Origin of the sequence: Bacillus cereus group sp. BfR-BA-01350 (assembly GCF_022663775.1) — a bacterium.
GTDB lineage: Bacteria > Bacillota > Bacilli > Bacillales > Bacillaceae_G > Bacillus_A > Bacillus_A paranthracis.
In genome coordinates this window covers 63863-84467 of record NZ_JAKUGD010000014.1, presented here as the reverse complement: position 1 = coordinate 84467, position 20605 = coordinate 63863, and the positions used below count along the sequence as shown (strand labels likewise).

Here is a 20605-nt window from a genome sequence, read left to right as displayed (position 1 = left end):
ATTAGACTTCCCCTAACTCATAAGGTTTTAGTCCTATGGCCCACAAATAGCAGGATAGTGCTGAACTCTAACTTTTGTATTGTACCACAATTCTCTCCTTAAGCAGTACTTCACTCTATTTTTCTTTTAAGGGAAAACATGCTATTCTTTTAGGCAGGAAATGTAGAAAATGAGGTCGATATATTATGCATTATGATGTTATTGTCATCGGCGGCGGGCCTTCTGGGCTAATGGCTGCAATCGGTGCTGCAGAAGAAGGCGCAAGCGTCTTACTTCTTGATAAAGGAAATAAACTAGGGCGTAAACTTGCGATTTCTGGTGGCGGCCGCTGTAACGTAACGAACCGTCTACCACTTGATGAGATCGTTAAACATATACCAGGAAATGGCCGCTTCTTATACAGCGCTTTTTCTATTTTTAATAATGAAGATATTATTACATTCTTCGAAAATCTTGGTGTAAAACTGAAAGAAGAGGATCATGGCCGCATGTTCCCTGTTTCAAATAAAGCGCAATCGGTAGTAGACGCACTTTTAACACGATTAAAAGATTTAGGTGTAAAGATCCGCACAAATACACCTGTTGAAACGATTGAATATGAAAATGGTCAAACGAAAGCAGTCGTACTAAAGACTGGCGAAGTGCTAGAAACAAATCACGTCGTTATCGCTGTTGGCGGAAAATCTGTTCCTCAAACTGGTTCTACTGGCGACGGATATGCTTGGGCTAAAAAAGCTGGACATACAATTACAGAATTATTCCCAACAGAAGTACCCATCCTTTCAAACGAACCATTTATTCGAGACCGTTCACTACAAGGCCTTGCTTTACGAGATGTAAACTTAAGCGTATTAAACCCGAAAGGAAAAGCTATCATTTCTCACAAAATGGACATGCTCTTCACTCATTTCGGCCTATCTGGTCCTGCTGCCCTTCGCTGTAGTCAATTCGTTGTAAAAGCACTGAAGAAGTTCAAAACGAATACAGTGCAAATGAGCATCGATGCATTGCCAGAAGAAAATAGTGAACAGCTATTCCAGCGCATGCTGAAACAAATGAAAGAAGATCCGAAGAAAGGAATTAAAAACGTGTTAAAAGGTTATGTACCTGAACGTTACTTCCTATTCTTATTAGAAAGAAATGAAATTGACGGTAGCGAACAAGCTGGACAAGTATCTCATGAGAAGATTCGTGCACTTGTGAAAGACTTTAAAGAATTTACTGTAAATGTAAATGGTACGCAGTCAATTGAAAAAGCATTCGTTACTGGCGGCGGTGTATCTGTTAAAGAAATTAACCCAAAAGAAATGTCTTCTAAATTCACGAACGGCTTATATTTCTGCGGAGAAGTTCTTGATATTCACGGTTATACGGGTGGCTATAATATTACATCTGCTCTCGTTACTGGTAGAATTGCCGGAACGACAGCTGGAGAAAACGCGAAAATGCAATATTAAACTGAGAAACAGGGATTCCTGTTTCTTTTTTTATAGGTACATGAAATTATATCGGCGATTCTGTAAATATATCAGCGATTCTGCTACTTATATCGGCGATTTTTCAAATATATCGACTTACCGACAAAAAACGACAAATATCCCCTCCCCTTAACTTCCCATTGCTTTTTTGTTGCTTTATATACCTTAGTACCTTTATATTTTATATTGTTGAATATTTGAAAAAGGGTAAGGGGAAAACATATGAGAAAAAAAGTCATGATGTCTTTAATGCTAATGACGTTTCTTTCTGCAGTAGAAGGAACGATTGTTAGTACAGCAATCCCTCGTATAACGAGTGATTTGTCAGGCGTTGAACTTGTTAGCTGGGTTTACGCAATTTACATGCTTGCCACAGCGGTTTCAACTCCAATATACGGAAAGCTAGCTGATTTATTTGGCCGTAAAAAAGTTTTACTCATCGGAGCTACAATCTTTTTAGTCGGCTCTGCACTTTGCGGTGTCGTTACATCAATGGAACAATTAATCTTCTTCCGCGCACTTCAGGGTATCGGTGCTGGTGCTGTTATGCCGATCACAATGACGATTATTGGAGACTTATATAGCGAAGCGAAAGACCGCGCGAAAGCACAAGGCTGGATGAGTGCTGTTTGGGGCGTCTCAGGTGTTATCGGACCATTAGTCGGCGGATTTTTAGTTGATTCTCTTTCTTGGCGTTATATTTTCTTCTTAAACGTTCCATTTGGAATTATCGCTTGCTTAATGATTGCAATTTATTACAAAGAATCTATTAAGCCTGCTAAGCACCATATCGACTATCTTGGTGCAACAGTATTCTCACTAAGTACGATTGCTCTACTATACGCATTATTAACAGGTAGCAGTAAGCAAAACTGGGGAGATATAACAATTATCGGCCTATTAATCTTCGCCGTCGTTTCATTCATTATTTTCTTATTCATCGAGAAAAAATCTCCGGAACCATTAATTCCGCTAGCACTTTTCTCTAACCGTACATTATCTACGATAAATATATTAACGCTTATCGCTGGCGCAATGATTATTAGTATTACAATGTACCTTCCAATTTGGAGCCAAGGAGTATTAGGAAAAAATGCGACAGAAGCTGGACTTATTTTAATGCCAATCCCTGTTATGTGGACATTTGGAGCTATTTTCTCTGGTAACTTAGTAGGAAAATTAAAAACGAAACAAATCATTTTACTTGGGGCTAGCATTTTATCAGTCGCTACGTTCTTATTATTTACATTATCAACACATTCACCATCGTTCCTTATTTATGTGGCAGTCGGATTATTCGGATTAGGAATGGGACTTGTGACACCGATTTACATGGTAACAATTCAAGCAGCCGTACCAGCTCATACACGCGGAACAGCCGTTGGTTTAAACACATTTATTAATACATTTAGCCAAACATTAGGTGCGGCAGTATTCGGTACAATCTTTAATACGATGATTCACGCACGTGGCATTAAAAACCTTGATCTTGTATCTGGCGGACACGGCGGAGCTACAGCAAACGTAGTAACTGAATCACAATCTGCATTAGCATCAAGTGTACACGTCATTTATATGAGCACTTTCGTATTGGCAGTATGTACATTAATTATCGCTTGGCTTTTATTAAAGCCCGCTACACAAACAAGTGAGCAATAAGAAAGAGGATGACCAAAATGGTCATCCTCTTTTACTCTTCATTCTCCACAATATGTTTCAGCATGGACAATTTATTATCCCAAAAACGTTCATAATACGAGAGCCACTGTTGTAATTCCTCTAATGGTTCTGGATGCAAGCGATATATTTTCTCTCTTCCGCTTTTTCTTCCACTTACTAAATTCGCTTCCGAAAGAATATGAAGGTGCTTTACAACCGCAGTACGACTCATCGGAAAATGATCCGTTATTTTGGAAATCGGTAACTCTTTATCGCTTAATAACCGTATTACTTCTCGGCGGGTTGGATCAGCAATTGCTTGAAATACATCATATTTCGCTGCTGATGAGGACACTTAGCCTTCGACAACCTTTTTCAGTTTTTCATTTACAATTGCTACCCAGCCTCCGCTCATTCTGTCGCGAATAATAGAGCTCTTCGCATTCGCTTTCGGAAGAATTTCATCAGGATGTTTCCAGCCGCCGTGAATTAACGTAAATTCTGTTTTATTATCCCCTAAGTCTTTCAGAAGAAATGAAACAACCCAGCCATCTGTATCCCATGAAAAAGATAGATGATTTGGCTCATCGATTTCTAATACTTTACATGGTGATGGTCCAAATGGTGATTGTACATGAAATTCATGTCCTACCTCTAATACGAAATCATTTGGCATAAACCATGAGGCAATCCCTTCTGCAGTTGATACTACATTCCACACCTTTTGAATAGACGCGTTAAAAACGATTGTTTGTTTAATATCATTTAATGTATTTTGTTCTTCCATTTTCATTCTCCTTTATTCGGCAATCAAATATAACACCTTTTGGTTACACTTCGATAATATAACACCTTTTAGTTTCATGTCAACGCTAACTCTTTTTTACTGTTGAGAAATTCTCAACATTTTTTCAACAGGACAAACACCCTCCGAACATTTCCTCATAATATACTCACAAAGGCAACAAAAAATAAAAACTTCTCTCAACATGAAACTCCATCATTCATCTTGAAAGAAGCGCCTTACGTATATCATGCGTATTTCGTCTCTCCTCCTTCCCTCAGGGACACTACGCGAGATATGAAAAATCAGAAGGAATATGCCCACCATTTGAGTAGGTAGTTATTTCTCTTCTCCTCAACATTTCCTTAGGAGCGAAATGACTACTGACTCACTTTTTTCAAACAAAAATAAAAAAGGGGATGAAAGCTATGTTCTATTGCATTAACTGCTCTGATATTCACCATGAAAAACATCCGAATGATAAAGTATTCAAAAACGGTTTTTATATTGATCCATTTTTAGGTGATCGTTATCACCTTGGTATGTGTAAAGATGCCCAAAATCATGAGACAGGGGAGCCTCTTTTAACGACAAAGAAATTAGGCGCAACCCAATCTATTATGAACGTATTACCGACACATGTTGTCCCAACATAAAGCATAAAAAAGAGCTGGCTCATCCAGCTCTTTTTTATGCTTTATAAACGATCATTGCTGAAAAACAATAAATTTGATTTTCGTCATCGTTAATAGAAACACCGACTTGGTACTTAATGTCTACAAAGTTACTATCATCAATCTTTTTCAAAAAAACATTTACAGCGTCTTCTAAGTCTTTTTCGTGACTTTCATCAAATACTTTTACACGAATCATGTTAACACCATCCTAGATCGCAGCCCTCCGCCGCTTGATTATTGCCACGGTGCGTATCTATGATGCGATAAAACTTTCCGTCTTCATATATATATCCGTCTTCTAACACATATTGTTTACCTTCAGTATAGACATAAAACTTACCTATCATAAATTTACTCGTATACAATTCCAAATAATCTGGTCTAAATTTAGCTACCACTTTATTTGTAATATCAATTTTTATTGTGCGCCCCACCTTCTCTCCCTCCTTTGCAAAGAACGGATTTAGGTATATTGTATTAGCGATTTTACATTTTATGCTTAAAAATAAGTGGATATGCCTCCTTTCTCCACCTGTACTATTTTCCTAAAAAAATCATCCATAAATAAAAGCAAAAAAAATATATATAAAAAGAGCTTTTACTTATTGACTCAATTATAATTATTATGGTATTATATAAAATTTGACATTTCCATTCACTTATGCTATCATTAAAGATGGTTACCACATATGGAGGTGGATGATTTGTTTCAAATTGGTGATAAAATCGTTTATCCAATGAACGGCGCAGGAGTCATCGAAGCCATTGAAGAGAAAGAAATATTAGGAACAATACGTCAATATTGTGTAATACGTATCATTAGTAAAGATATGCAAGTAATGCTTCCGATGGATCAATTACAAAAATCAGGTATTCGTTATATCGTAGATAAAGGTACGTTAGATGATATACTTCTTGAATTTCAAAACGGGGAATCAGATACATCACTTTCCTGGAAACAAAGATATACAATGAATATGGAAAAAATGAAAAACGGCAATCTGCAAGATAGTGCAGAAGTTGTTCGGGATTTACTTCGCCGCAATAAAGAGAGAGCTTTAAATGCGAGCGAAAAACAAATGCTAGATAACGCCCGAAAAATGATGATTAGTGAAGTTGCACTCGTGCAAAATGTTTCTGAACATCAAGCAACAGAATATCTTCAAGATACAATGAATCACTAAATTTAAAATAGCTGGCCGCTATTTTTTTTTGTAAAAAAAGGACGAAGAGTTTTATCTCTTCGTCCTTTTCTATTACCCACGTCCAGCTTGAAACGATGGATATAACGTCATTCCGCCATCTGCAAATAGCGTAATTCCAGTTACATAACTAGCCTCTGACGAAGCGAGCCAAGTTGCGACTGCTGCAATTTCTTCTGGTTTTCCAATGTAGCCCATCGGTATCATACTTTCTACGTCAGCACGTTTTTTAGGATCAGCAAACTTTTCTGCATTGATCGGCGTATTAATTGCACCTGGTCCAATATTATTTACTCGAATACCTTTTGGTGCATATTCCATCGCTAACGTTTCTGTCATTAATTTAATACCGCCCTTACTGGCTGCATAATGCACGAATAGCGGCCACGGAATTTTCTCATGAACACTCGACATATTAATGACAGATCCTTTAATATCGTGTTCTACAAAATATTTAATCGCTTCACGGCTTCCTAAAAAAGCACCTGTTAAATTTGTGTTAATTACCCGATTCCAATCTTCAAGCGGCATTTCATGCGATGGTACCGCATTTTCTATCCCTGCATTATTAATCATAACGTCAAGCGTACCAAACTCTTTCACAGCAGATTGAATGAGATTCGCCACATCTGATTCGACCGTCACATCACCTTTTACAGCAATCGCTTCTCCGCCTACCTTTTTAATTTCTTCTAACACATCATTCGCTTCTGACTCCCGTGAGCGATAATTAATCACTACCTTTGCTTTCTCCGCAGCAAACCTTACTCCCATTGCTCTCCCAAGACCACTTGCTGATCCTGTAATAACGACAACCTTTCCTTCTAAATCACTATACATTTCCATACCTCCTTTAACTTTTTGCAATACCTAACATAATTCCGGCTGCGATAATAAAAACGATACCGACAACGATACCCGTTAATTGGCGTTTCGTTTTTCTTTCACCTAATATAAGAATCCCGCCAAGCGTCGAAATAATAATTCCCATTTGCGATAGCGAGAAACTTGTTGCTACTCCAACACGCGGCTGTGAAATGAATAAAAACATGTTTCCAGCTGCCCAAATTAATCCCGGAATAATATTTCGTATTGCATATTTATTAAATGGATGATGTTTAAAAGTAAGCAAAATCCCTCCTAACACCATACCAACTGCTTGTGGCAACAAAGCTGACCAACCATCTACTTTAAATAGTCTAATCACTACTACATAAACTAAATAACCGACTGTTGAAATCAATAAAATGATAATGCCTTTTTTAAAATTCCCCGTTTGCTCTGCACTCTTTTCTTCTTCACTTTGAAGCGATGTTAAAATAACACCGATAATAATACAAACGAGGGCCAAAACACCAAGGACAACTGATATTGTCGTGGACCACTCATGAAATACGATGACTCCAAATAAAGTCGTCGCAACTAATTGAAGTCCTGTTGAAATCGGCATCGTCCTCGAAACGCCCATTAAATCAATACTTTTTAATTGATTCGCCTGACCAAGCGCCCAAAATAAACCTGACACAATACCAACTCCAATAACAGTAGGAGTCAATACTGGTTTCATAAAAATATAAACAACAATCGAGAAAATAAGCGCGCCAAGCGTTGTTCCGAGTGTTTGACTATACGGCCCCCCGCCCAGTTTTACGTTAAATAGCACAATACTTCCCCAAAATATAGCTGGTAAAATCGCTAAAAATATATCCATCGCTCATTACCTTTCTTTACTAAATGTCATAGGTTATCACTCTGAATCAGTAGAGTGAGCTTTTATTTTTTCTTTTTCCCTTTCACAAACCTTTTCTGCAATAGCACCAGAAACATTCTTTTCTCGCTCCACTTTCTTTATCTTTACGTGATCTAAATAATCTTCCAAAGTAAGCGTAACTTTATCATTCGGCGGATTATGTGCTCCTTGAAATGTAAGAAATTGTAGCGTCACTTCATATCTAGGAACGAACTCGCCATTCTTGCCGAGACGCTTTATATTTATAACTGAAGCACATTCATATTGGTCTTCTGTTACTTGTCTTATCACAGAATAATATCGATTTAATAGCGCACTTTCTAAAAGTTGTTCATTCGATTCTTTTGCCAAAGAATAACTTGGCAAAAAGGAAAAGATAGAACTTATCATTGTTAGCATTACACATATTTTTTTCATAACGCCCTCCTTGTTCTATACGTTAGTGTTCTCAAAAACGCCATAAAAAAACGACTTTCCCTACATAGGAAAGTCGTTTTAATGAATCCAATATTAACCACCGCTCACTGGTGGGATTAGTGCAACAACATCACCAGATTGAATCGTATCATCTTCATTTGCATATTCTTCATTAATCGCAACCATAATTGGTTCTGTGACTGGTACATTATATTCTTTTGCAACAACATCTTTTAACTCTGCAACCGTAATACTTTCTTTCTCTATTTGTAATTCACTTCTTCCTGCTTCTTCTTGTAAGTTCGCAAATAACAATACTCGAATCATACTTATAGCTCCTTCCCAGGCTCTCCCGCCGGATATGGCGTTTTTTCTAATTGATCGCCAATCCAAGAGTCTCCATCTTCCCAAAACTCCTTTTTCCAAATCGGAACAATTTGTTTTATGCGTTCCATAATGTATTCATTTGCTTCATAAGCCGCTTTACGATGCGGCGTTGAAACAGCCACAACAACCGCAATATCAGAAATTTGCAGTGTACCGATGCGATGTGTAATCGCAACGTGTGTACCTGGCCATTTCTCTTTCACTTCTGATCCGATTTTCTCTAGCATCTTTTCTGCCATCGTTTTATAAGCGACATATTCTAAGTATAATGTACGACGCCCTTTCGTAAACTCTCTAACCGTTCCAATAAATGTTGTAACAGCACCACATTCGCGGCGAATAACCTTATTCGCTACTTCTTCAACCAAAATTTCTGTATCAATTACTTCATAATACGTATGTGTCATTTCGCACTCCTTACCGTTTGTAAAAACCAGTCTATATACAACGCTTCTTCTGTTATATGAAATACTTTATATTCTTCTCGTAAGTTTGCAGGAGCATCATGCCACGTAATAACCGCTACTATATTCTCTACTTTATGTAAAAGTTCAACGTCTTCTTCAGAACGAAGTAACACCACTTTCGGATAGCTCTCTTTTTTATAGCCCTCAATTAAAATTATATCCACTTCAAAAAACTCGTATAAACGGATAATTTCTTGCAAGGACCATTCCTCTCTTAATGACGACAATGAAAGTAATCCAGCGCCTTCTACACTACTTACGACAGCACCGGCCTTTCGATGCCTTTCACTATCTTTTTGCGCTACTTCTGGAAACCCTCCATGCCCGTGATGTTTAATCGTAGCAACTTTCATTTCGCTTTCAGTTAATACATGTACAATTTTCTCAACAAGTGTTGTTTTCCCGCTATTTTGATACCCTACTATTTGTAAGATTGAAGGGGCTTTGCCCATGGCCAATCACATCCCTCAGCGTGCTCTAACAATAATACAGACACTTTCATCCCTGCCTCAAAGCCTCTCGTTCCTCCAGGCAACACAATAAAAGCATTCGCATCTGCAAGTGAAGATACCGCACTCGATTTATCTAAACCGACCGGCATCGCTTGTAATGCCCCGTCCACGATTGTCACCTTTGCTCTTACAAAACGAGTAAACGGATTCGGCTTTGGAAAATCTTTTTGTAAAATAGCATCTGCTCTATATACGTGAGGTTCTTTCGCATTCAAATATGTTTTTATAACTGGATGCACAAATAGTTCAAATCCTACGTAACAAGCTGACGGATTCCCTGATAAACCGAAAAGTAACTTTCCATCAACTTCAGCTACGGTCGTTACACTTCCTGGTCTCATCGCTATTTTATTAAAGAGTACATTCGCTTGTAATCTTTCATAAATAGCTGGCAAGTAGTCATAATCTCCTACCGACACACCGCCTGTCGTAATTAAAATATCAACTTCATCCATCGCTGATTGAACAGCTGTAAAACATGCATCTAACTCGTCGGCAAGTTGGCCATAATACCGAATTTTACCTCCGGCTTTCATAATTTGAGCAGCAATCATATAAGAGTTACTATTTCTAATTTTCCCCGGCTGTAACGACTCATGTACTTCTAACAATTCACTTCCTGTCGTCACAATACCAACAACAGGCTGTTTTACAACTTTCACAGTACTATATCCAAACGTCGCTAATAAGGCCGCAACACCTGGATGAATTGCAACACCTTTCTGAACGAGAACTTGATTTTGTTTTATATCTTCCCCTTTACATGACACATTGTCGCCACTATGAAAAGGACGTTTTAACTTCATATATGTTTTTCCGTTCTTCTCAAATCCTTCCGTCAGTTCTAGCATTACGACTGCATTACAATCCGCTGGAATAGCTGCTCCTGTCATAATACGAACCGCCTGAAAAGATCCTACTGTATCTAGAAAAACAGACCCCGCTCCGATTTCTCCTATTACTTCAAACTCAATTGCATTCTCTTGATTTGCTTCTTTCGTATCTTCCGCTCGAATTGCGAAACCATCGTAAGGAGAACGATCAAAATGAGGAACGTCATGATCAGAGACAACATCCTCCCCAAGAATTCTCCCGTAACTTTCCGTAATAGAAACTTCTTCTACTTCACCAAATTTCGCATATTCCATTACTCTCTCTACTGCATCAGCAACTTGAATCGGAATTCGTTTTTCTACCATCGTTTCTCACCCCATATTTGCAATTTTTTTTATCTCGATTAAACTTTATATATTAAATAGAAATTACTTCAAGGAGGAATTCCATGTCTTCATTCACACACTTTAATGACCAAGGACGCGCGAAAATGGTTGATATAAGCGATAAAAAAGCAACCATTCGAACAGCAATTGCGTGCTCTAGCATTGTCGTTACAAAAGAAATTTACGATAAAATCTCTCATAATGAAATCGGGAAAGGTGACGTATTAGCAGTTGCACAAATCGCTGGTATTATGGCTGCAAAACGCACTTCTGACATTATCCCAATGTGCCATCCTTTATTATTAAAAGGTGTTGACGTTTCTTTCGATTGGAAACAATCCGATGAACAATATCGATTACTGATTGAAGTAAAAGTTAAAACAGAAGGTAGCACCGGTGTTGAGATGGAAGCTTTAACAGCTGCTTCCGCTACCGCTCTTACTGTGTACGATATGTGTAAAGCTGTTGATAAAGGTATGATTATTGGCGAAACGTACTTACTTGAAAAAACAGGTGGAAAAAGTGGAGATTATGCGAGAAAGTCTTAACCTTCTCCCTGTTGAACCTAAAGGACTTCCCTTTAGGTTCAACCTATATATCTTGCATATAAACGTTTTGCTACATTTATATCATTCGTCCCATGAATAAAAGCTCTGCCATCTGTAAATAAAACAAAACGAAATTCCTCTACCAGAAACGATACTAAATACGGAGTAGCCTTTACATCCACACTTCTTTGTAAGCGCTTTTTAATTTCTTCTAAATTAAATTCATTCCGCACACCTGGACGGATTTGTACTGTATTTCGTCCACATAACACTTCTGTTTTCGTTTGTGCTTCAAATGTTAAACTCGGATATGTACGTAATCTTCCGCAAGATAAACACGTTTCTTTTTTCTGTCTATTCACTTTAAATGCCATCTGTTGATTATTCCAAAGATCAAACGATAACATCGTTTCGCGAAGCGCCCCATGGTCTTCTACTAATATTTTCAGCGCTTCCGTTATTTGATGTGCAACTACTAATTGCACCGCCGGCTGTATAATACCAGCCGTATCACATGTTGCTCCGCTTGCTGGATGCTCCATTAAACAGCGGAAACACGGTGTTTTTCCTGGTACAATTGTATACGTTACTCCGTAGCTTCCGACACAACCACCATATATCCATGGAATATTATACTTTTGTGAAATATCATTAATAAGAAGACGCGTTTCAAAATTATCTGTCGCATCTAATATTAAATCTACACCCTTCACTAACTCTTCCATTTCCTGCACTGTTACATCAGTCACAACCGGATTTATTTCCACCTCAGAATTAATCGCTTTTAAATGCTCTGCCGCTGCTACCGCCTTCGGTTTATACTGCTTTGCATCTTCTTCTGTATATAATTGTTGCCTTTGTAAATTACTCCACTCTACATAATCGCGATCCGCAATTGTTACTTTTCCAACACCTGCTCTAACAATCGCTTCTGCATTTGCTGCACCAAGAGCTCCAGCACCAATAATAAGCACATGCTTCTCTCTAATTTTTCTCTGTCCTTCTTCTCCAACACCAGAAAATAATATTTGCCTTGAATATCGCTCCTGCATACGATAGCCTCCCTTCTTATCCCCCTATATAAGACATTTCAATTTTCGGACGATTTTTTGCACTTTCTTCCGTCCGTTCATCCGAATACCTATCTTTTCTATTCATCCATACATCTTGTATAACGCTTACTAACTCCTCATCCGAAAGATTTCCTCTAAGAAGTTCCCTTAGGTCGAGTCCCTCTGTCGCAAATAAGCAAGTATAAAACTTTCCATCTGCTGAAATTCTCGCTCTCGTACAAGAGGAACAAAAGGACTCAGAAACAGAAGTAATAAAACCGACTTCAACATTTGTTCCAACGTAACGATATCGCTTCGCAACTTCACCAAAATAATGCGCTTCAGCTGGCTCAAGCGGATACACGCGATGAATCATCTCAATTAACTCTCGCTTCGTAACAACTTGATCAAAGTTCCATCCATTTGTACTACCAACATCCATAAACTCAATAAACCTAAGCGAGATTCCTTGCTCTTTAAAATACGCAGCCATTGGAAGTACTTGATGGTCGTTCATCCCTTTTTTCACAACCATATTTACCTTTACATCAAGCCCAGCCTCTTTTGCAGCCATAATTCCCTTTATAACAGGCTTTGTATTAATATTTCGGCCATTAATAGCCTTAAATACATCATCATCTATTGCATCCAAACTAACATTTACTCTATGTAATCCAGCTTCTTTTAATACTTTTGCTTGCTTCGTTAAATGAATTGCATTGGTCGTTAACCCTATATCTAATAGCCCGTCAATTTTCACGAGACGTGCAATAAGTTTTGCTAAATCTTTACGAAGTAGTGGCTCGCCACCAGTAAGTCTAATTTTTCGTACACCGATGCTAACAAATAGTTTTGCTAAACGCTCAATTTCATCAAACGTCATTAAAAACTCATCTTTCAAAAAAGCATAATCTGGCCCAAACACTTCCGCTGGCATACAATATGTACATCTAAAGTTGCAACGATCAATGACAGATATACGCAAATCTTGAAGCGGGCGTCCAAAAAAATCTGTAACCATCTCCTGCATCGCCACCCTCCCTTTCTGCCAAATTTCTCTCTTTTCATTCTATTATAATATATTTTCGAACTGCGATGTTTTTACTCATGTGAATAAAGTAAAACTTTCCTAATCAATGAGACTACATGCAAATAAGGAGATAAAAAACCTTGAAGCATAAAAGCCCCAAGGTTTTCTTCTTATTAACTCAATCTAATAATCGTTAAAGTAGCTCCTGGCGTTGCCGTAGATAATGTAGCCAACGCAACTACTCCAAATAATTGTAAGCTAACAGCAGCTCCAGCAGGCAAGCTAGCAATTATCGTTGCACTAAATGAACCAGTAGCCACTGTCGGGGAGTTTATCGTTCCCGCAAGCGGACTGCCATTTACAGTTATACGGGAACTCACAAGTAAACCTGCTGTTAAATTAATTGTATAGGCTATATAATAATTCCCTGCATTCGCAACTGTAAATACAGTATTCCCACCACTAACAGTTATTCCCGGTCCAATATTTTGATTGTTTGGTAACGGAATATTCGTGCCACCTAACAAAACAGAAATAACACTTCCTGATGTATTATTCGCAAACGCGTACGTTGCAGTTGTACTAACCCCGGTCGCTCCTGTTGGACCGGTATCTCCTGTTGTTCCGGTGCTTCCGGTCGGACCTGTACTTCCCGTTGCTCCTGTTGGACCCGTACTTCCTGTTACTCCCGTTTCTCCTGTTGGACCTGTGCTTCCTGTTGCTCCCGTTTCTCCCGTTGGACCCGTGTTTCCCGTCGCTCCCGTATTTCCGGTTGGGCCTGTTACTCCCGTTGATCCGGTACTTCCTGTCGCTCCCGTACTTCCCGTTACTCCTGTATTTCCGGTTGGGCCTGTTACTCCTGTTGAACCCGTGCTTCCCGTTGGGCCTATGCTTCCTGTTGGGCCCGTATCTCCCGTTGACCCTGTATTTCCTGTTGCTCCTGCACTTCCCGTGGCTCCTGTACTCCCTGTCGGGCCGGTGCTTCCCGTTGAACCCGTGCTTCCTGTTGATCCCGTACTTCCCGTTGATCCCGTACTTCCCGTTACTCCCGTACTTCCTGTCGGGCCCGTATCTCCCGTTGAACCCGTGCTTCCTGTTGATCCCGTACTTCCTGTCGGGCCTGTGCTTCCCGTTGGGCCCGTATCTCCTGTCACTCCTGTATTTCCTGTTGGTCCTATACTTCCCGTTGGACCAGTGTTCCCCGTCGATCCGGTACTTCCGGTTGGACCCGTATCTCCCGTTGCCCCTGTATTTCCTGTTACTCCTGTATTTCCTGTTACTCCTGTCGCCCCCGTACTTCCCGTTGATCCTGTGCTTCCTGTTGGGCCCATACTTCCTGTTGGGCCCGTATCTCCCGTTGCCCCTGTATTTCCGGTCGCTCCCGTACTTCCCGTTACTCCCGTATTTCCGGTTGGGCCTGTTACTCCCGTTGCTCCCGTGCTTCCCGTTGATCCCATTGAACCCGTGCTTCCTGTTGATCCTGTGCTTCCTGTTGGGCCCGTATCTCCCGTTGCCCCTGTATTTCCTATCGCTCCCGTACTTCCCGTTACTCCTGTATTTCCTGTTGGTCCTGTACTTCCCGTTTCCCCGGTATTTCCTGTTGGTCCTGTACTTCCCGTTTCCCCGGTATTTCCTGTTGGTCCTGTACTTCCGGTCGGGCCCGTATCTCCCGTTGAACCCGTGCTTCCCGTTGATCCTGTGCTTCCTGTTGGGCCCGTATCTCCCGTTGCCCCTGTATTTCCTGTTGCTCCCGTACTTCCCGTTGCTCCCGTATTTCCTGTTGCTCCTGCACTTCCCGTTGATCCTGTACTTCCGGTCGGGCCGGTGCTTCCCGTTGGGCCCGTTCCTCCTGTCACTCCTGTCACTCCTGTCACTCCTGTATTTCCGGTTGGGCCTGTACTTCCGGTCGGGCCCGTATCTCCCTTTGAACCCGTGCTTCCTGTTGGGCCCATACTTCCGGTTAGGCCCGTATCTCCCGTTGCCCCTGTATTTCCTGTTGCTCCCGTACTTCCCGTTGCTCCCGTACTTCCCGTTGCTCCCGTACTTCCCGTTGCTCCCGTACTTCCCGTTGATCCCGTACTTCCCGTTGGACCAGTGTTCCCCGTCGATCCGGTACTTCCCGTTGGACCCGTATCTCCCGTTGATCCCGTGCTTCCGGTTGCCCCAGTATTTCCAATTGATCCGGTACTTCCCGTTGGACCCGTATCTCCCGTTGATCCCGTGCTTCCGGTTGGACCTGTGCTTCCTGTTGATCCCGTATCCCCTGTCACTCCTGTATTTCCTATTGGTCCTGTACTTCCTGTTGGTCCTGTACTCCCCCTTAACCCGGTATTTCCGGTTGGTCCCGTACTTCCCGTTTCCCCGGTATTTCCTGTTGGTCCTGTACTTCCGGTCGGGCCCGTATCTCCCGTTGAACCCGTGCTTCCCGTTGATCCCGTACTCCCCGTCGGCCCTGTCGTCCCTGTCATTCCAGTTGGCACTGGAGGAAAAGTAGGACCAACAAGATCTGGTGATAACTTAAAATTAGAATGTATCGACCTTTTTATTTTTAAATTTTCATCATTTCCTTCCACTACTCCCACCACCTTCAACAGCAAAATACAATTACAAAATATGCTTCACATAAAGTGAAACTTTAATCAGCCCTCACCAATCGAACTTTTATAGGCAGCCCGACCCCCCACCTAGCTTCTTTGCTTTTGCTGAATTTTGAGGGGGAATCTTACTGCCCATTAAAGTGGGATAAAAAATCACCTTCTATTTGAATTGTATTTTCCAAAGAGGTTTCCAATACTATTTTTCAAACAATTACTCCGCTTTTCATGCTACATAAGCTCTTCTTACAAATAAAAACTCCCCTATGATTTTAGGGGAGTCCAGCAACTGAATCCATATTATCTGTATTAGGGACAGCTTGTGCTATACCCGATGCATTTACACTTTGCCCCATATTTGTTCCTGTTACAGTACCAGCAGGGGTGCCTCTTGTATATGTTGTTGTCACCGAATCACCCGGCTGTAAACAAAGCTTCGTCTCCGTCCCTATTACTGTAACAACGTCAATCCAAGTGCATCCCATCGAACCACTATACGATTTCGAAGCAGTAAATGACGTATCACTCAAATTATCACCCGTAAATATATTCCCAGTATTATTCACAATAACAAACTCTTTTATATGTGCTGGCATACTAACACTCTACCTTTCCTTTACTAACCCAACGTACGTGTACTCGTTGCTAATGGTGGAAGAAATACTGATGTTCGAATCACCTCTGGTGGCTGCCTTTTTCCATTTAAAAAAATAGCTACACTTGATCCTCCAGCACCCGCATAAGCTTTCGATACAGCAAAAGGCGCGATATTATAACAGTCGCCAACATTAACAGCTCCTGTATTGTTAATAATTTTTACTTTACGCATATTAATCCCCATTTACCTATCCCCCTTTTGTACACTGTATGCAAAAGAAAAAAACTTGAAACAGACTCGTTTCAAGTTTTTTAAACTACTTATTTCGTTTCTCCTTCATATTGAAGCATGCCGCCTACCATGTTCACTGTTTTAAATCCTTGCTCATTTAAATAATGGCATACATTTTCACTGCGCATTCCCGAACGACAAATAAAGATATATTCATTCTCTTTATCAAAGAAATCTACTTTATTTGGGATATCGCCCATTTTAATATGTACAGCTTCTGGAATTTTTCCTGCCGCTACTTCTTCATCTTCCCTTACGTCTACTAAAAATAACGTTTCTCCGTTTTCTAAACGCTCTTGTACTTCTTCTGTAGTAATTGTTTTCACTTCTGTCATATTTCGTTCCTCCTTATATACAATAAAAACCTTTAGTTTCTTCCTTGAATAATCATTCCTCATCAATTTTAGCATGCGAAAGAAAGAACGCAAAGAACGGAGAATTTATTTCTCAATTTTCTCGCAAAACTTATTCTTTACAAACATAACTCGTGCATTGTATCCTCAATATACTTGTTTTATGAAGGGAGTCGATTAAAATGACACTTTTTCTTTTCATTATGAGCATTATGTTCTTACTCGCTGCAATTATTGCACTTAGTATGAAAAATAATAAAAAGATAAAATCACCACAAGAAATGTCATTCTTATTTCTATTACTTAGTATTGCATTCTTCGGTATAGCAATTGCCACATATATTTTCCGCCTACAAATCATGTAAAAAAAGGTGCCTACTACATACATTGCACCTTTTTCACATCATTTATTTTCTACACAAAACTAGATACTTTCCGATTTAAAAACTCATACACTTTCTTTTCAAATAAATGAATATCAAATACTCCCGCCATATGCCCATTTATACTTTCTATCTCATATACTTCTGCATACTTCCCTTGTTTTTGCAATAGGTCTACCATTTTATAATTATAACGTGACGGCTGAAGCAAATCTTGTTTACACGGAATCATAAGTACATTTGCTTCTACATTAGACAGCGCCTCTTCTAAAGACGAAAATCCATGCGCAATGTCATGTAATAAAACTGCTTTCGCAGTGTACATCCACGAATTTGCATCTACTAACTCTATACTTCTATATGTCAATTTATTTATCTTTTTCTCAAATGATGTTAATGAAAAAACCTTTTCATACGGTTCTACTTCTATACTATTACGAGGAAATGTCGTTTCATAAAAATGCTCATCAAACGCGTTCATAAACATCATTCTATTTGCTAACTGAAGCCCCTTCATTGGCTGCTCTTCTCCATATTTCCCGCTCTTCCAACTTGGATCCAGTTGGATAGCCTCAATTGCATTTTGCGCTACATTTACCGACGTAATAATTGGATTTTGTGGGTTCGTAATAACACCAATCATCCGCTCTACCATATGAGGGTAATGAACAGCCCATTGCTGCGCAATCATCCCGCCAGCTGACGGTCCCATTACAGCGTGTAACCTTGTGATTCCCATATCTTTTATTAACTCGCATTGCATACGAGCTACATCAAGAAATGTAAAAACCGGAAAGTCCATCGCATATTCATCTCCAGTTTTCGGATTAATCGATTTCGGTCCCGTTGTAATTACATGAGGGTTCTTCACCTGCACATTACAAAGATTATCAGTGCATATAACAAAGTATTCATTTGTATCAATTGCTTTTCCCGGTCCAATTAAACCATCCCACCAGCCAGACTCCTCATCATGCGCTGTATATTTTCCTGCCGCGTGACTAGTTGCACTAAAATAATGACAAATCAAAATCACATTGGATCTCTCTCTATTTAAAGTACCATACGTCTCATACCCCATTTGAACAGGAATTGTCCTACCATTTTCAAATGTAAACTCCTTTAAAATAAACTTCTCCTTTTTTACAATTTTCACAGACTCGCCCTCTTCTCGTCATAGTATGAACTGCTTACTAAAAGATTTTTTCTATGCAAACCAATCTCCTCCTTCTTTTCATAAATAAATGAATAATATACAAAATTAGCCACAAAATAGCACTATATTACACAATCAAAGAGGGCATACATATGATTTGGAATTGGCTACGTAAGAAAAAAAAATCAAATACAACAGAGAAAAACGAAACAGATAATTCGGAGCAAAAACCTAACAATCAAGAGGATGACAACAAAGAACAGACTAGAAGTACGAAACATAATAAAGGTAACAATAACGAGCAAAAAAAAGAGGAACACAAGGAATCTTCTCAAGATAATCAGCAAAATCAATCGAATCACAATCAGCAACAAAGTGCTAAACAAGATGAATCTTCTCAAGAGCAACAGAAGCATTCTAAGCAAGATGACTCCAATCAAGGGCAACAGAAGCATTCTAAGCAAGACGACTCCGATCAGGGGCAACAGAAGCATTCTAAGCAAGACAACTCCGATCAGGAGCAACAGCAAAATTCTAAAGGTAATAGTATTTATGATTTTTCGAAACCAGAAAAAGATCGTATTCATTCTTTACAAGATTTAATAGAAAAACTGAAAAAGTCTAGTGATTTTGTGAATTATCATACATCTGACGATGAAACGATGCCTTATTGGATTTCTTACTATCGTCCTTCACTTGATGGTGAGAAATTGCAAAAGTATTTAATGCCCACTCTTTTAGAACGACCTAACGCATCACTAGAAGAGCTGAAGGAACATATTCCGATGAGCGGCATTACAATTACGAACGATTTACAAAAAATTGAGGACATGGTTTTAAAGGGGCATGCTATTGTTCAAGTAAATCAACAAGATCAAAAATGTATGCTCGCAAATATTGCAATTGATAATTATCGTGCACCAACTCCTCCTTTAAACGAATCGACTGTTATTGGTCCGCAAGAAGGTTTTGTAGAGGATATTGATACAAATATTAATTTAGTTCGAAAACGTCTTCCTGTTTTAGATTTACAAACAAAAGAAATGATTGTCGGTGAATTTTCCAAAACAAAAGTTGTCATGATGTATTTAGACAACCTTGCTGAAAAAGATAATGTTGATTTTCTAGAAGAGTCTTTACGTGCTCTTGAATATGATCAAATTAATGATAGTGCTTATATACAAGAATTGATGGGAGAAAAATCGATTTTCCCTCTCTATATCAATACAGAACGCACTGATAGAGTGACAAAAGCACTAATCGATGGGAAAATCGCTATTTTTGTGGACGGTTCTCCAAGTGTTTTATTAACACCTGTATCCTATTTCGATTTTTTCATTTCACCAGAAGACTACAACGTCTCTTGGCTATACGCTACATTTTCAAGGATTTTACGCCTTATCGCCGTTCTATTCTCGATATGCGCTACACCGTTATACGTTGCAGTTTTAAATTATCATTATGAACTCATTCCGAGTGATTTGCTTGAAACTTTAATTTTATCAAGAGCACAAGTACCATTCCCGCCTTTAATTGAAGCACTCTTTTTAGAACTTGCAATCGACTTACTGAGGGAAGCTGGCGCGAGGTTACCGATGAAAGTTGGTCAAACGCTCGGTATTGTAGGCGGTATCGTAATCGGGCAAGCGTCTGTACAAGCTGGTTTAACGAGTAATATTTTATTAATTATTGTCGCCTTATCAGCACTCGCTTCCTTTATTACACCTATTTATAAAATGGGTAATGCGGTTCGATTACTGCGCTTCCCATTTCTCATATTTGCAGAAATAGGAGGACTTTTCGGGATTTCTCTTGGATTTATCTTCTTATTTACTCATCTATTTAGACTTACTTCCTTACGTAAGCCATACGCTTTGTTTTATCCAACAAGACAACAATCTGTTAAAGATTCTTGGATTCGTTTCCCTTTAACAATGATTGATACACGTGATGTACAAGCAAGGCCACAACATGTAAAAAAATCAGCAAAAGGAATTTCAACGAAACATAGATCGGACTTTGATGATTAAGAAATGAGGTGCATTGG

General features: G+C 39.4%; 25 protein-coding genes. 7 read left to right on the top strand and 18 right to left on the bottom strand.

Translation table 11 applies throughout. The annotated features are described in order from the left end of the window. Positions 1-185: 185 nt before the first annotated feature. Together MR147_RS23200 and MR147_RS23195 are read left to right on the top strand one after the other, a co-directional pair. Positions 186-1457 carry a BaiN/RdsA family NAD(P)/FAD-dependent oxidoreductase gene (locus tag MR147_RS23200; protein ID WP_074609946.1) on the top strand — a complete coding sequence of 424 codons (1272 nt, stop codon included), beginning with the start codon at positions 186-188 and terminating at the stop codon, positions 1455-1457. A gap of 243 nt (positions 1458-1700) precedes the next feature. Next, entirely contained in the window at positions 1701-3137 is a 1437-nt protein-coding gene (locus MR147_RS23195; protein ID WP_074609942.1) for an MDR family MFS transporter, read from the top strand. 31 nt (positions 3138-3168) lie between these two features. Here the strand turns inward: MR147_RS23195 and MR147_RS23190 are convergent, their stop codons facing one another. Further along, a complete protein-coding gene (locus MR147_RS23190) occupies positions 3169-3492 on the bottom strand; it encodes an ArsR/SmtB family transcription factor (RefSeq protein ID WP_000098837.1) in 324 nt (107 codons plus the stop codon). After that, a complete protein-coding gene (locus MR147_RS23185) occupies positions 3493-3924 on the bottom strand; it encodes an SRPBCC family protein (protein ID WP_074609940.1) in 432 nt (143 codons plus the stop codon). It lies immediately after the preceding gene. A gap of 425 nt (positions 3925-4349) precedes the next feature. On the opposite strand from MR147_RS23185, the gene MR147_RS23180 reads away from it, so the two are divergent. Continuing rightward, on the top strand, positions 4350-4577 hold the full coding sequence (locus MR147_RS23180; protein WP_000498984.1) for a DUF3973 domain-containing protein: 228 nt from the start codon (positions 4350-4352) through the stop codon (positions 4575-4577). Positions 4578-4611: 34 nt separating this feature from the next. Here MR147_RS23180 and MR147_RS23175 read toward each other — a convergent pair whose 3' ends face one another. Further along, positions 4612-4794, bottom strand: a complete 183-nt coding sequence (locus MR147_RS23175; RefSeq protein ID WP_000621751.1) for a sporulation protein Cse60 — start codon at positions 4792-4794, stop codon at positions 4612-4614. A 1-nt stretch (position 4795) separates the two neighbouring features. Beyond that, the gene (locus MR147_RS23170; protein WP_000533800.1) at positions 4796-5032 is read right to left on the bottom strand and encodes a DUF2553 family protein; all 237 of its coding nucleotides are present in this window, start codon (positions 5030-5032) and stop codon (positions 4796-4798) included. 255 nt (positions 5033-5287) lie between these two features. On the opposite strand from MR147_RS23170, the gene MR147_RS23165 reads away from it, so the two are divergent. After that, positions 5288-5782 carry a CarD family transcriptional regulator gene (locus tag MR147_RS23165; RefSeq protein ID WP_001982618.1) on the top strand — a complete coding sequence of 165 codons (495 nt, stop codon included), beginning with the start codon at positions 5288-5290 and terminating at the stop codon, positions 5780-5782. A gap of 72 nt (positions 5783-5854) precedes the next feature. Here MR147_RS23165 and MR147_RS23160 read toward each other — a convergent pair whose 3' ends face one another. The 7 genes from MR147_RS23160 to moeA all read right to left on the bottom strand — a co-directional run bounded on the left by MR147_RS23160 (position 5855) and on the right by moeA (position 10532). Beyond that, a complete protein-coding gene (locus MR147_RS23160; protein WP_074609938.1) occupies positions 5855-6640 on the bottom strand; it encodes a glucose 1-dehydrogenase in 786 nt (261 codons plus the stop codon). A 13-nt stretch (positions 6641-6653) separates the two neighbouring features. Beyond that, the gene (gene glcU / locus MR147_RS23155; protein ID WP_242304776.1) at positions 6654-7511 is read right to left on the bottom strand and encodes a glucose uptake protein GlcU; all 858 of its coding nucleotides are present in this window, start codon (positions 7509-7511) and stop codon (positions 6654-6656) included. Positions 7512-7547: 36 nt separating this feature from the next. Beyond that, positions 7548-7967 carry a DUF3888 domain-containing protein gene (locus tag MR147_RS23150; RefSeq protein ID WP_242304775.1) on the bottom strand — a complete coding sequence of 140 codons (420 nt, stop codon included), beginning with the start codon at positions 7965-7967 and terminating at the stop codon, positions 7548-7550. Between the two features lie 93 nt (positions 7968-8060). Further along, a complete protein-coding gene (gene moaD / locus MR147_RS23145) occupies positions 8061-8294 on the bottom strand; it encodes a molybdopterin converting factor subunit 1 (RefSeq protein WP_000621793.1) in 234 nt (77 codons plus the stop codon). Between the two features lie 2 nt (positions 8295-8296). Beyond that, positions 8297-8761, bottom strand: a complete 465-nt coding sequence (gene moaE, locus MR147_RS23140; protein ID WP_048551381.1) for a molybdopterin synthase catalytic subunit MoaE — start codon at positions 8759-8761, stop codon at positions 8297-8299. After that, positions 8758-9273 carry a molybdopterin-guanine dinucleotide biosynthesis protein B gene (gene mobB, locus MR147_RS23135; RefSeq protein ID WP_074609933.1) on the bottom strand — a complete coding sequence of 172 codons (516 nt, stop codon included), beginning with the start codon at positions 9271-9273 and terminating at the stop codon, positions 8758-8760. The genes moaE and mobB overlap by 4 nt, the downstream gene beginning before the upstream one ends. After that, positions 9243-10532, bottom strand: a complete 1290-nt coding sequence (moeA, locus tag MR147_RS23130) for a molybdopterin molybdotransferase MoeA (protein WP_242304774.1) — start codon at positions 10530-10532, stop codon at positions 9243-9245. Before moeA ends, mobB begins: the two co-directional genes overlap by 31 nt. An 83-nt stretch (positions 10533-10615) precedes the next feature. Between moeA and moaC the strand changes: the two genes are divergently transcribed. Beyond that, positions 10616-11101, top strand: coding sequence for a cyclic pyranopterin monophosphate synthase MoaC (moaC, locus tag MR147_RS23125; RefSeq protein ID WP_074609928.1), 486 nt, complete (start codon positions 10616-10618; stop codon positions 11099-11101). 38 nt (positions 11102-11139) lie between these two features. On the opposite strand, the gene MR147_RS23120 is transcribed toward moaC, so the two are convergent. From MR147_RS23120 to MR147_RS23095, 6 genes are all read right to left on the bottom strand, one after another. Continuing rightward, positions 11140-12153 carry a molybdopterin-synthase adenylyltransferase MoeB gene (locus tag MR147_RS23120; protein ID WP_074609927.1) on the bottom strand — a complete coding sequence of 338 codons (1014 nt, stop codon included), beginning with the start codon at positions 12151-12153 and terminating at the stop codon, positions 11140-11142. 16 nt (positions 12154-12169) lie between these two features. Then, positions 12170-13183 (bottom strand): GTP 3',8-cyclase MoaA, encoded by a 1014-nt coding sequence (moaA, locus tag MR147_RS23115; RefSeq protein ID WP_074609925.1) that lies wholly within the window; start codon positions 13181-13183, stop codon positions 12170-12172. Between the two features lie 173 nt (positions 13184-13356). After that, positions 13357-15756 carry a BclA C-terminal domain-containing protein gene (locus tag MR147_RS23110; RefSeq protein WP_313897180.1) on the bottom strand — a complete coding sequence of 800 codons (2400 nt, stop codon included), beginning with the start codon at positions 15754-15756 and terminating at the stop codon, positions 13357-13359. A gap of 293 nt (positions 15757-16049) precedes the next feature. Beyond that, on the bottom strand, positions 16050-16373 hold the full coding sequence (locus MR147_RS23105) for a hypothetical protein (protein WP_001110853.1): 324 nt from the start codon (positions 16371-16373) through the stop codon (positions 16050-16052). Positions 16374-16396: 23 nt separating this feature from the next. Next, a complete protein-coding gene (locus tag MR147_RS23100; RefSeq protein ID WP_074610782.1) occupies positions 16397-16618 on the bottom strand; it encodes a spore germination protein in 222 nt (73 codons plus the stop codon). A 77-nt stretch (positions 16619-16695) separates the two neighbouring features. After that, complete coding sequence (locus MR147_RS23095; protein ID WP_000141212.1) at positions 16696-17001, bottom strand: rhodanese-like domain-containing protein; 306 nt, start codon at positions 16999-17001, stop codon at positions 16696-16698. A gap of 200 nt (positions 17002-17201) precedes the next feature. On the opposite strand from MR147_RS23095, the gene MR147_RS23090 reads away from it, so the two are divergent. Beyond that, positions 17202-17384, top strand: coding sequence for a hypothetical protein (locus MR147_RS23090; protein ID WP_074610784.1), 183 nt, complete (start codon positions 17202-17204; stop codon positions 17382-17384). Between the two features lie 49 nt (positions 17385-17433). On the opposite strand, the gene MR147_RS23085 is transcribed toward MR147_RS23090, so the two are convergent. After that, positions 17434-18558, bottom strand: coding sequence for a homoserine O-acetyltransferase family protein (locus MR147_RS23085; protein WP_074610785.1), 1125 nt, complete (start codon positions 18556-18558; stop codon positions 17434-17436). A gap of 152 nt (positions 18559-18710) precedes the next feature. Here MR147_RS23085 and MR147_RS23080 point away from each other — a divergent pair, with 152 nt between their 5' ends. Beyond that, a complete protein-coding gene (locus MR147_RS23080) occupies positions 18711-20588 on the top strand; it encodes a spore germination protein (protein ID WP_242304773.1) in 1878 nt (625 codons plus the stop codon). The last annotated feature ends 17 nt before the right edge of the window (positions 20589-20605 follow it).